General features: G+C 62.4%; 3 protein-coding genes. All 3 read left to right on the top strand.

Annotated features, from left to right (window positions below):
- The first annotated feature begins 130 nt into the window (after positions 1–130).
- Positions 131–1,108 carry a TauD/TfdA family dioxygenase gene (locus tag BLT55_RS11995; RefSeq protein ID WP_055001985.1) on the top strand — a complete coding sequence of 326 codons (978 nt, stop codon included), beginning with the start codon at positions 131–133 and terminating at the stop codon, positions 1,106–1,108.
- 669 nt (positions 1,109–1,777) lie between these two features.
- Entirely contained in the window at positions 1,778–5,188 is a 3,411-nt protein-coding gene (locus BLT55_RS11985; protein WP_054998927.1) for a non-ribosomal peptide synthetase, read from the top strand.
- The gene (locus BLT55_RS11980; RefSeq protein WP_054998928.1) at positions 5,185–13,158 is read left to right on the top strand and encodes a non-ribosomal peptide synthetase; all 7,974 of its coding nucleotides are present in this window, start codon (positions 5,185–5,187) and stop codon (positions 13,156–13,158) included. Before BLT55_RS11985 ends, BLT55_RS11980 begins: the two co-directional genes overlap by 4 nt.

Here is a 13,158-nt window from a genome sequence, read left to right as displayed (position 1 = left end):
GCGAAGCGTGGCGGGATGGAAATGGCGCTGAGCGGCTAATTTTTCAGCCGCGAAGTACGTTCAATCTGCACACGGGTGTTGCGCCAGACCGCAGGGGTTCGGGCGCTTTTGCCATCGAGGGAGAGACATCATGAGTCATGCGTTGAGTTTGGATATCTGGCCGCTGCTGGCGGGGGCGGGCACGTTGCCCATGCTGGTGCAGGCGCCCGAGCCCGGTCTGGACTTGATGGAAGCGCTGGGTGAGCTAAAGCCGCTGGTGGCCGAGCACCTGTACAGCGCGGGCGGCATCTTGTTTCGCGGTTTCGAGGTTGGCGGTGCCGAGGTGTTTCGTGAGTTCGCGGCCGGTTTTGGTGATCCGCTGCTCAACTACGAATTCGGCTCCACGCCGCGCAGTAACGTAACCAAGGGCGTTTATACCTCCACCGAATACCCGGCGCACCAGAGCATCCCGCTGCACAACGAGCAGGCCTACACGCTGGATTGGCCGATGAAGATCTGGTTCTACAGCATGATCGCGGCACAGACCGGCGGCGAAACGCCGATTGCCGACAGTCGCGAGATCTACCGACGCATTCCGGCGCGCATTCGTGATCGCTTCATCGAAAAAAAGCTCATGTACGTGCGCAACTACGGCAACGGGCTCGATGTGGAATGGAGCCAGGTGTTCAACACCGAAGATGAGCGCGTGGTGGAAGCGTACTGCCGGGCGCACAACATCGAATGCGAATGGAAAGACGACGGCGAACTGCGCACCCGGCAAATCTGCCAGGCGGTGTCCCGCCATCCGGTGACCCGGGACACGGTCTGGTTCAACCAGGCGCACCTGTTCCACATCTCCAACCTGCAACCGGAAGTGCGCGAAACCCTGCTCGATGTTGTGGACCAAGAAGACCTGCCACGCAATGTCTACTACGGCGACGGCTCGCCCCTTGAAGAAACCCTGCTGGACGAGATTCGCGGCGTACTCGACGCCTGCACCGTCAGCTTCCCGTGGCTGGAAAACGACGTGCTGATGCTCGACAACATGCTCACCGCCCACTCCCGCGCACCGTTCACCGGCAAGCGAAAAGTCGTGGTGGCCATGGCGCAGGGGCATTCGGATAAGTAGTTGTTTATTGATTTCCGTGCCAACGCTCCGCGCCAGCGTTATACCCCGGTCCTGCAGAACTCAAGTAATTGTGCTTTTGTGGGAGCGGACCGGGCGACGCTTCGCTTGTCCGCGAAGACGGTAGTTCAGCAGGTACATTTTTGAAGAATGTACCTGCCTTTTCGCGAACAAGTTCGCTCCCACAAGGTTTTAACTACCGTGCGATGCTCCGCGGTGGCATGCCGCTCTGGATGCTCTGCGTCACAATTTGTTGATGTGGCAGGTTGTTATGTCATGTCCGTAGCCACGGTCACAACATGCTTTTCGATCACGGTGGCGTTGTCAGGACGAAGGAACCCGACGAAGTCGGGCCGGAAACGGAGCCGAGGGGTTTGGTCACTTTGGCCCCATCAAAGTGACTCGCCGAGGGGCGAAAAGGTGCCTTGAGCCGTGAACAAATATAACTGACATCGACGAACCGCTTTGTGACGCAGAGCGTCACCCAAGGCATTCCCACGCTGGAGCGTGCGGAACGATCACCTCAACTATCGTGCGACTCTCTGCGTCCGATCCAGGGTGTAGCCCACTGGAGCGTGAGGCACAATCGGTGTCTAAATATTTCCCCGCCAATTCGTTCTTGTTGATACGACCCCGCCTGACGGTCAGCCCCATTCAGCAAGGATTCCACCCATGAACCCCGAACACGCCCAGAAACTCGCTCGTCGTTTTGTCGAGTTACCCCTTGAAAAACGTCGCCTGTTTCTCGAAGGCATGCACAAGGAGAACATGGATTTCGCGCTGTTCCCGATTCCCCCCTGCGCAGGGCTGGCCGAGCGCGACGGGCTGTCCTATGCCCAGCAGCGCATGTGGTTTCTCTGGCAACTGGACCCGCACAGCGCAGCCTACAACCTGCCGATGTCGGTGTGCCTGAATGGTCCGCTGGAGCTTCCGCTGCTGGAGCGGGCGTTCAGTGCGCTGGTCGAGCGTCATGAAAGCCTGCGCACCACCTTCGGCCAGGAAGGCGACCGGGCGTTTCAGCGTGTTGCGCCGCCAGCGCCAGTAAACATTCGCCTGATCGACCTGAGCTCGCTGCCGCCCGAGCAGCGCTGGGCGAACGCGCGGCAGGCGATGGCCGAGCAGTCGGCGCAGACCTTCGATTTGCAGCGCGGGCCACTGTTTACCGTGCAGGTATTGCGCCTCGCCGAGCAGGAACACCTGCTGCTGCTCAACCTGCACCACATGATCACCGACGGCTGGTCAATGAACGTGCTGATCGACGAATGGCTGCGCGGTTACGACGCACTTTTGGCCGGCAAGCCGCTGCCCTTCCAGCCGTTGCTGGTGCAGTATCGCGACTACGCCGTCTGGCAACGCAGCTGGCTGGAGGCTGGCGAACAGGAGCGCCAGTTGGATTACTGGCGCAAGCACCTGGGCGAAGAGCATCCGGTACTCGAGCTGCCTACCGACCGCCCGTACCCGGCGTTGCCCAGCCATGAAGGCGCGCGCCTGGAGCTGGCGCTGGAGCCCGAGCTGCTGCGCAGCCTGAAAGCCCTCGCGCAACGGCAGGGCGTGACCCTGTTCGTGGTGCTGCTGGCGACCTTCAAAAGCCTGCTGCATCGCTACAGCGGGCAGACCGACATTCGCGTCGGCGGCTTGATCGCCAACCGCACGCGCAGTGACACCGAAGGCCTGATCGGCTGCTTCATCAACACCCAGGTGCTGCGCAGCGAGGTCACGGCGCAGACGCGCTTTGTCGATCTGCTGCACACCGTGCGCGATGCCTCGACCGGTGCCCAGGCGCATCAGGAACTGCCATTCGACGCCATCATCGACGCCCTGCAGCCCGAGCGTAGCCAAAGCCACAATCCGCTGTTCCAGGTAATGTTCAATCACCAACCGGTGGTGGCCGACTTGCTGGATAAACAGCTGAGCGGCGGCCTGCGCGTGGCCAATCTGCCCGCCGAGCAACAAGCACTGGCCCAGCGCTCGCACGCCGCTGCCAGCGACCTGATGCTCGCTACCAGCGGTGAAGGCGAACAGCTGAACGCCGCCTTTACTTACGCCACCGACATTTTCGACCAGCCGACCATCGCTCGTTTGGCCGCGCACTGGCGCAACCTGCTGACGTCGGTCTGCGCTGACCCGCTGCAAACCATCGCCGAGCTGTCGATGCTGTCGGCCGACGAGCGCACGCAATTGCTGGATGTCGACAGCGCCGTCAAGGCCGACACCACCACCCCCGCGCATCGCCAGTTTGAGGCGCAAGTGCAGCGCACGCCGGGCGCACTGGCGCTGATCCTCGCCGGTGAAGGCCTGTCGCCTCGCCTGACCTATTGCGAACTGAACGAGCGCAGCAACCGCCTGGCCTGGCAACTGCGCGAGCAGGGTGTCGGCCCGGACGTGCTGGTTGGCTTGGCGCTGGGCCGTTCGCTCGACATGCCCGTTGCGCTATTGGCCGTGCTCAAGGCAGGCGGTGCCTACGTGCCGCTGGACCTCAGCGCGCCGAGCGACCGTTTGCGCCATGTACTGCAAGACAGCGGCCTGAAACTGCTGCTGACCCACAGCGAACAGTGGCCGACGCTGCCTGAACTGGCTGGCATTCAGTGCCTGTGCATCGATCAGATGAACAGCGAAGCAGCCAGCGCAGAAAACCCGGTTGTCGATATCGATCCGGCCAATCTGGCCTACGTGATCTACACCTCGGGCTCGACCGGCCGGCCTAAAGGCGTGGCGATCGGCCATGGCGCACTGGCCGAGTTCGTCACCCTGGGCGCGGACTACAGCGACCTGCGCGAAGGCGATCGGGTGCTGCAATTTGCCACACAAAGTTTCGACGGCTTCGTCGAGCAGTTCTACCCACCGCTGTGCCGTGGCGCGGCCGTGGTGCTGCGTGATGAACGTTTGTGGGACAGCGCCACCTTTCACCACGCCATCATCGAGCATGGCGTGACCCTGGCGGACCTGCCTGCGGCCTACTGGCTGACCCTGGTTCAGGATTTCGCGGCCAGCCCGCCTGCGCATTACGGCGCGCTGCGGCAGATTCACGTCGGCGGCGAGGCGATGGCCGTCGAAGGCCTGCGCTTGTGGCGGCAGGCCGGTCTCGGGCAGGTGCGCCTGCTCAACACCTACGGGCCGACCGAAGCCACGGTGGTGTCGAGCATCCACGATTGCAGCGCGCTGACCCCGGAGCAGGTGTCGTGGCGCGGCGTGCCGATCGGCAAAGGCCTGGCGGGGCGTCGTTTGTACGTGCTGGACGACCAACTGAACCTGCTGCCGCAGGGCGCGGTGGGCGAGCTGTATATTGGCGGGCCGGGTCTGGCGCGGGGTTATCACGCCCAGCCGGGCCTGAGCGCCGAGCGTTTTGTGGCGGACCCGTTTGCATCCGGGGAACGTCTGTACCGCACCGGCGACCGCGCCCGACTGCGCGCTGATGGCGCCATCGAATACATTGGCCGGGTCGATCATCAGGTGAAGATTCGCGGTTTCCGCATCGAGCTGGGCGAAATCGAATCGCGCCTGCAGCAATGCTCAGACGTGCGCGAAGCCGTGGTGCTGGCGGTCGCGCTGGCCGGCAGTGCGCAACTGGTCGCCTACGTGGTGCCGCAGGTCGCGGCCAACAGCGACGCCGAGCAACTGGCGCTGCGCCAGCGCATCAAGAGCCAGCTGCAAGCCAACCTGCCGGACTACATGGTGCCGACACATCTATTGCTGTTGGCCGAACTGCCACTCACGCCCAGCGGCAAACTGGACCGCAAGGTGTTGCCTGCGCCGGATTCAAGCCAGTTGCAGGCCCGTTATCGCGCGCCGCACAGCGAGGTGGAAATCTGCCTCGCCGCCATCTGGCAGGAAGTTCTGCACACGCAGCAGGTCGGGCTGGACGATCACTTCTTCGAGCTGGGCGGCCATTCCCTGCTCGCCGCGCAGGTCATTGCGCGGATCAAGACCCGGCTCGGCGTCAGCCTGCCGCTGCGCGTGCTCTTTGAAAAACCGCTGCTGGGCGAACTCGCCGCCGAAGTGGCGCTGCTGACCGACAACACCACGGATAACGACTGGAGCGACATGGACCAGTTCATGGATTCACTGGAGGAATTTGGCGCATGACCGGGACCACTGCTGCACGTATCGCGAAACGTTTTGTCGGCCTTTCGCTGGAACAACGCCAACAGTTCCTCGCCCGCTTGCGCGAGGACGGCAAGGATTTCAGCCTGTTGCCGGTGCCGGTCAGCCGTCATGATTTCAGCGCGATCCCGCTGTCGTTTGCTCAGCAGCGCCTGCTGTTCCTCTGGCAGCTCGACCCGCTGAGCGACGCCTACAAGATGACCACCGGTTTGCGTCTGCAAGGCCCGCTGAACGAGTCAGCGCTAAGGCGTGCGTTCGATCACCTGATCGAGCGCCACGAAGTATTACGCACGGTGTTCCAGACCGATGGCGATCAGGCGTTGCAAGTGCTGCTGCCCGACCAGACCATCGCGCTGGACAGCATTGACCTGTCCGCGCTGGCTGACGATGAGCTGCGCGAAGCCGAGCTGGCGCTGCAAGTGACCACGCTTACCCGCCAGCCTTTCGACTTGCATAAAGGCCCGCTGCTGCGCGCGCATCTGTTCCGCCTCGCTAGCGAAGAGCATGTGCTGGTGGTGAGCATGCACCACATCGTCTCCGATGGCTGGTCAATGGACGTGATGATTCAGGAGTTCGTGCACTGCTATCAGGCGTATTGCGAAGGTCGCGACCCTGCGCTGCCGGAGCTGCCGCTGCAATACGCCGATTATGCGATCTGGCAACGCAGCTGGCTGGAAGCGGGCGAGGGCGAGCGTCAGCTGGAGTACTGGCGCAGCCAACTGGGCGACGAACAACCGTTGCTCGACGCCGCGCAGGATTTCCCGCGCCCGGTCACGCAAAGCTTTCAGGGCGAGCACCTGCGCTTCGATTTCGGCGCTGAGCTGTCGCAGCAGCTCAATACGTTCGCCCGCACTCAGGGCATGAGCCTGTTCATGCTGGTGCTGGCCGGTTTCTCGCTGTTTCTGTCGCGCAAGTCCGGGCAACGCGATATCCGTATCGGCGTGCCCAACGCCAACCGTGGCCACGCAGAAACCGAAGGGCTGATTGGTTTCTTCATCAACACTCAAGTGCTGCGCTGCCAGATAGACGAGCGCCTGAGCTACCTCGATTTGCTGGCGCAGATTCGCGACACCTCGTTCGGCGCGCAAGCGCATCAGGACGTGCCGTTCGAGCAACTGGTCGATCACCTCGCGCCGGAGCGCAACCTGGGGCACAACCCGTTGTTCCAGGCCAAGTTCAACCAGAACGTGGTTCTCAAACAGAAAACCGCCCTCAAGCTGGCGGGGCTGGAGGTCAGCGAATACGCCTTTGAAAAGCAGGGTGCGCATTTCGATCTGGCGCTGGACATTACCGACGAAGGCACGCTGATCCACGGCGACATGACCTACGCCAGCGACCTGTATCGACGTGCGACCGTCGAGGGCTTCATTCCTGAACTGCTTGATATGTTTAAAACGCTGCTCAATGCGCCGGATGCGCCGTTGTTCAGCCTTGGCGCGTTGGCGGTCGAACTGCCGCGCGAAGTGCGCGAGCCCGCGCCTCAGATGCTGCAACTCTGGAACCTGCAGGTAGAACGCCAGCCCGATGCGCTGGCCGCCCGTTGCCTGGACCGCACCTTGAGCACCCGGGAACTGGATCAGGCGGCCAATCAGTTGGCCCATCACTTGATCGGACTGGGTGTCAGCGAAGGCCAGCCGGTCGCGGTATTGATGGAGCGTTCGCTGGACTGGCTGACGGCGGTGCTGGCGATCTTCAAGGCCGGTGGTGTGTACATGCCGCTGGACGTCAAAGCCCCCGATGCGCGCCTGCAACAGATGCTGAGCAATGCCCAGGCCAAGGTGCTGCTGTGTGCCGCAGGCGATGCGCGAGCGACTTCGCTGAACGTCGCCGGTTGTCACGGCCTGGTCTGGACGCCTGCGCTGTGGCAGGACTTGCCGATCAGCCGTCCTGATACCGAGTTGTCAGTCGACTCGGCGGCTTATGTGATACACACCTCCGGCTCCACCGGCCAGCCCAAAGGCGTAGTGGTCAGCCAGGGCGCGCTGGCCAGTTACGTGCGTGGCGTGCTCGAGCAGTTGCAACTGGCCCCCGAGGCGAGCATGGCGCTGGTCTCGACCATCGCCGCCGACCTCGGCCATACCGTGTTGTTCGGCGCGCTGTGTTCGGGGCGAACGCTGCATGTGCTGACCGAATCGCTGGGTTTCGACCCGGATGCCTTTGCGGCCTACATGGCCGAGCATCAGGTCGGCGTGCTGAAAATCGTGCCGGGTCATCTGGCTGCGCTGCTGCAAGCCGCTCAACCCGCCGACGTGCTGCCGCAGCATGCACTGATCGTCGGCGGCGAAGCCTGTCCGCCAGCGCTGGTCGAGCAGGTCCGTCAGCTCAAGCCGGTATGCCGGGTGATCAACCACTATGGCCCCAGCGAAACGACGGTTGGCGTGCTGACCCATGAGGTGCCTGGCTTAACTCTATGCTCTGATTGCAGCTCTGAAGTCGACACCCTTTCCTGTGGGAGCGAACTTGTTCGCGAAGAGGCCAGCACAGGTTTGCAAAAGGCTGAGGCTCTACTACCGCTTTCGCGAGCAAGCGAAGCGTCGCCCGGCTCGCTCCCACAAGGTTTATATCTATCCACTAAGGTGCCGGTCGGCGCGCCGTTGCCGGGGGCCAGCGCTTATGTGCTGGATGACGTGCTCAACCCTGTCGCCACTCAGGTCGCAGGCGAGCTGTACATCGGCGGCGACAGCGTCGCGCTGGGCTACCTCGGACAGCAAGCGCTGACCGCCGAGCGCTTCGTGCCGGACCCGTTTGCTGAGGATGGCAGCCGCGTTTACCGCAGCGGCGATCGCATGCGGCGCAATCATCAGGGCTTGCTGGAATTCATCGGTCGCGCCGACGATCAGGTAAAGGTGCGCGGCTATCGTGTCGAGCCCGCTGAAGTGGCGCGGGTGCTGCTGGCTCTGCCTTCTGTCGCGCAGGTCAGCGTGCTTGCGTTGCCTGTCGATGAAGACGAGTCCCGCCTGCAACTGGTGGCCTATTGTGTGGCGGCAGCCGGTGCCAGCCTGACTGTCGACAGCCTGCGCGAGCAACTGACGGCGCGCTTGCCCGACTACATGGTGCCCGCGCAGATCCTGCTGCTGGACAAACTGCCGCTGACCGCCAACGGCAAGCTCGACAAACGCGCCTTGCCCAAGCCGGGCGTGATCAAACAGCGCTACACCGCACCGGTCGGCGAGATCGAGGAAAAGCTCGCTGCCGTCTGGGCCGACGTGCTCAAGCTGGAACAGGTCGGCAGCACCGACAACTTCTTCGAGCTAGGCGGCGATTCGATCCTCAGCCTGCAAATCATCGCCCGCGCCAAGCGCCAGGGCATCAAGCTCAGCCCCAAGCAGTTGTTCGAAAAACAGACCATCGGCCAACTGGCTTCGGTGGCCAGACTGATCGAGAAAAAGCCCGCTGCGGCGGCAGAACAGGTCAGCGGTCCGCTACCGCTGTTGCCGATTCAGGCCCGCTTCTTCGAACTCGACATCCCCCAGCGTCAGCACTGGAATCAGGCGCTGATGCTCAAGCCTCTGCAACTGCTGGATGCAGCCCATCTTCAAGCCGCACTGACGGCGCTGATCGATCAGCACGACGCGCTGCGCCTCGGTTTCACGCAGCAGAACAGCCAGTGGCAAGCTACCTTTGGCGCGCTGAACACCCGCGAAGTGCTCTGGGTTCACGAACTGGACAGCCCCGAACGCTTGACCGAACTGGCTAACGAAGCACAACGCAGTCTTGACCTGAAAAACGGTCCGCTATTGCGTGCGGTACTGGTCAACCTGCCGCAGGGCGAGCAACGCCTGCTGTTGGTGATTCATCATTTGGCGGTGGACGGTGTGTCGTGGCGGGTGCTGCTGGAAGACCTGCAACAGGCTTACGCCGCTCTGGCAGCCGGCCAGCCACTGACGCTGGCGCCAAAAACCACATCGCTCAAGCGCTGGGCCGAGCAATTGCAACAGTATGCGACCGGCGAAAAGCTGACAGCCGAGCGTGATTACTGGCTGCACGCGTTACAGGGCGCCGATCAGCCACTGCCACGCGACAAACCTGACGGCTCGATGCGCAATCGCGACGCGGCCCATGCCTCGTCGTGGCTGAGCAAGGACCTGACCCACAAACTGCTGAAAGTCGCGCCTGCCGCTTACCGCACGCAGGTCAACGATCTGTTGCTGACCGCGCTGGCGCAAGTGCTGTGCGAGTGGAGCCAGCAGCCGTCGGTGCTGGTCCAGCTGGAAGGGCATGGCCGCGAAGACCTGTTTGAAGACACTGATCTCAGCCGCACGGTAGGCTGGTTCAGCAGCCTGTTCCCGGTCCGCCTTACCCCGCACATTGCGCCGGGTGTGAGCCTGTGCGGGATCAAGGAACAGTTGCGTGCGGTGCCGAACAAAGGCATTGGTTACGGCGTATTGCGCCATATGGCTGACTCGACGTTTGCGCAGCAATTGGCCGCGCTGCCTCAGGCGCGGGTCATCTTCAATTACCTGGGCCAGTTCGACGGCAGTTTCAACGAACAGCAAGGCGCACTGTTGGTGCCAAGCGCTGACAGCGTTGGCGTTGCGCTGTGCGAGGACGGCCCGCTGGGCAACTGGCTGAGCCTCAACGGTCAGGTGTTCGACGGCCAGTTGCAACTGGACTGGACCTTCAGTCGCGAGGTGTACCAGGCCTCGACCATCGACACCCTGGCGCGTCGCTACGAGCAGGCGCTGACCACGTTGATCGAACACTGCATCGCCGGGCATCAGGGCGTCACGCCATCGGACTTCCCGCTGGCGCATCTCACTCAGGCGCAACTCGACGCGCTGCCGATTGCGGCCGGTGAGATCGAAGACATTTACCCGCTGTCGCCGATGCAGCAGGGCATGCTGTTTCACTCGCTGTTCGACGCGGGCGCGGGCAACTACATCAACCAGATGCGGGTGGATATCAGCGGGCTGGATGTGCCGCGTTTCCAGCAAGCCTGGCAATCAGCGATCGACAACCATGAGGTGCTGCGCAGCTGTTTTGTCAGCCAGAGCGAGCAGTCGCTGCAGGTGGTGCAGCGTCAGGTCATGCTGCCATTTGTCGAACTGGAGGCGCGGGGCAAGCCGCAAAGCTGGCTGGATGACTGGGCGCAGGCCGACCGTCGGCAGGGTTTCGATCTGGCGCGGGGGCCGCTGTTGCGCCTTGCGGTAGTGCGCACTGACGATGACCGCTGGCAATTGATCTACACCAGCCACCATATTCTGATGGACGGCTGGAGCAGTTCGCGGCTGCTGGGTGAAGTGCTGCAACGCTACAGCGGTCAGGCGCCGACGAAACAGGCGGGACGTTACCGCGATTACATCCAGTGGCTGCAGGATCAGGACGCCGACCTCAGCGAGCGCTTCTGGACCGCAGAACTGGCTGAACTGGTTGAGCCGACCCGCTTGCTGCAAGCCTTCAACACATCAACCGATCAGCAGGGCTATGGCGATTACATCCAGTTGATCGATGCCGACGGCACCCGCCGCTTGAGCGAGTTTGCCCGCGAACAGCACGTGACCCTCAATACGCTGGTGCAATCGGCCTGGCTGTTGCTGCTGCAACGCTACACCGGCCAGTCCAGCGTGACCTTTGGCGCCACGGTGGCCGGGCGTCCGGCTGAATTGCCGGGCGTCGAGGAGCAACTGGGCTTGTTCATCAACACCCTGCCGGTGATCGCCAGCCCGCGTTCGGAACAGACCGTCGGCGACTGGGTGCAGCAGGTGCAGGCGAAAAACATCGCCCTGCGCGAGCATGAACACACACCGCTGTATGACCTCCAGCGCTGGGCGCGCAACAGTGGCGAGGCGCTGTTCGACAACATTCTGGTGTTCGAAAACTACCCGGTGTCCGACGCCTTGCAGCGTGCGCCGGAGGGCCTGACCTTCAGCGACCTGCGCAATCAGGAACAGGCACATTACCCGCTGACCCTGGTGGTCGAGGCCAACGACGTGCTGTCTGTACGCTTCAGTTACGACCGGCAACACTTCAGCGCCGAAGGCATTCTGCAACTGGCAGCGCATTTCGATCACCTGCTGCAAAGCCTCAGTGCCTGCGCGACGGCACGTCTCGGCGAACTGGCCCTGCCAGTTGGCTGGACGCAAAGCGTGCAGTGTTACCCGAGCGAGCAGTGCGCTCATCAACGCATCGAAACCCAGGCAGAACGCACCCCGCAGGCCATTGCCCTGAGTTTCGGTACCGAGCAATTGAGCTATCAACAGCTCAACAGCCGCGCCAACCAGCTGGCCCACAAACTGTGCGAGCAGTGCGTCGGTCCGGATGTTCGCGTGGGGCTCGCCGCCGAGCGTAGTCTGGAGATGATCGTGGGGATGCTGGCGATCCTGAAAGCAGGGGGCGCTTACGTGCCGCTGGACCCGGATTATCCGCAGGATCGCCTGAGCTTTCTGATGCAGGACAGCGGTATCGAACTGTTGCTGACTCAGGCGCATTTGCTCGGTCAGTTGCCGATTCCTGCACACGTGCAGACGCTGGATCTGGCGGATTCGCTGGACGGCTACAGCACCGAAAACCCGATCAACCAGACTGCGCCAGACAATCTGGCCTACGTCATCTACACCTCGGGTTCGACCGGCAAACCCAAAGGCACCTTGCTGGCTCATCACAACCTGATGCGCCTGTTTGCCGCCACGGATAACTGGTTCAAGTTCGACGAAAAAGACGTCTGGACGCTGTTCCATTCGTTCGCCTTCGACTTCTCGGTGTGGGAGATTTTCGGCGCGCTGCTGCACGGCGGCCGACTGGTGATCGTGCCGCGCGAAGTGACCCGTTCGCCGGAAGATTTCCATGCGCTGCTGGTTGAACAGCGCGTCACAATGCTCAACCAGACGCCGTCGGCGTTCAAGCAGTTGATGCGTGTGGCGTGTGATTCGCCTGCGCCGATGTCGCTGGAAAAAGTCATCTTTGGTGGCGAAGCGCTGGACGTGGCCAGCCTGAAGCCGTGGTTCGACCGTTTCGGCGATCAGGCAGCGCAACTGATCAACATGTACGGCATTACCGAAACCACCGTGCATGTCACTTACCGCCCGATAACCGAGGCCGACACGCAAAACCCGGCCAGCCCGATTGGCGAGGCGATCCCGGATTTGTCGTGGTACGTGCTGGACGCGGATTTCAACCCGGTCGCTCAGGGTTGCAGCGGCGAGTTGCACATCGGCCATGCCGGTCTGGCGCGCGGTTATCACAACCGTGCGGCGTTGACTGCCGAGCGTTTTGTGCCGGACCCGTTCTCCAACGACGGCGGTCGTCTGTACCGCACCGGGGATCTGGCCCGCTATAAAGCTGCGGGAGTGATCGAATACGCGGGTCGTATCGATCATCAAGTGAAGATCCGTGGCTTCCGTATCGAACTGGGCGAAATCGAGGCACGGCTGCAAGCGCATCCAGCTGTGCGCGAAGTGGTCGTGCTGGCTATCGAAGGTCAACTGGCGGCGTATCTGCTGCCGGCCCAGCCTGATCAGGATCAGCAAGCGCTACGTGAAACCCTGAAAGCCGAACTCCGGGCGCATCTGCCGGATTATATGGTGCCGACCCATTTCATCGTCCTCGACAAGCTGCCGCTGACGGCCAACGGCAAACTGGACCGCAAGGCGCTGCCAGCGCCGGATGCCGGTCAGTTGCAGGCGGCCTATGTCGCGCCGCAAGGCGAGCTGGAAGAACAATTGGCGGCGGTCTGGAGTGACGTGCTCAAGGTCGGGCAAGTCGGGCGCAGCGGCAACTTCTTTGAGCTGGGTGGGCATTCGCTGCTGGCGGTGCAGATGCTGGTGCGGGTCCGCGAGCAGTTGCAGCGCGAGGTCGGCCTCAAGGACCTGTTCGAGCAGCCGGTGCTGGCGGACTTCTGCGCCACGCTGCAAGAAAAAAATGGCGAAAGTGACCATGCACTGGACGAATTGACTAAATCACTGGAGGCACTCAAACGTTTATCAGCGGAGGAAATTGATAATTTGATCGCTTAG

This window comes from Pseudomonas cannabina, from assembly GCF_900100365.1.
GTDB lineage: Bacteria > Pseudomonadota > Gammaproteobacteria > Pseudomonadales > Pseudomonadaceae > Aquipseudomonas > Aquipseudomonas cannabina.
Note: the sequence above shows the minus strand (reverse complement) of the source record. Positions and strands in the feature narration are given on the sequence as shown.

Excerpts from the sequence above, each read along its gene's own strand:
- BLT55_RS11995 (WP_055001985.1), top strand. The coding sequence starts at position 131 with ATGAGTCATGCGTTGAGTTTGGATATCTGGCCGCTGCTGGCGGGGGCG.
- BLT55_RS11980 (WP_054998928.1), top strand. The coding sequence starts at position 5,185 with ATGACCGGGACCACTGCTGCACGTATCGCGAAACGTTTTGTCGGCCTT.
- BLT55_RS11985 (WP_054998927.1), top strand. The coding sequence starts at position 1,778 with ATGAACCCCGAACACGCCCAGAAACTCGCTCGTCGTTTTGTCGAGTTA.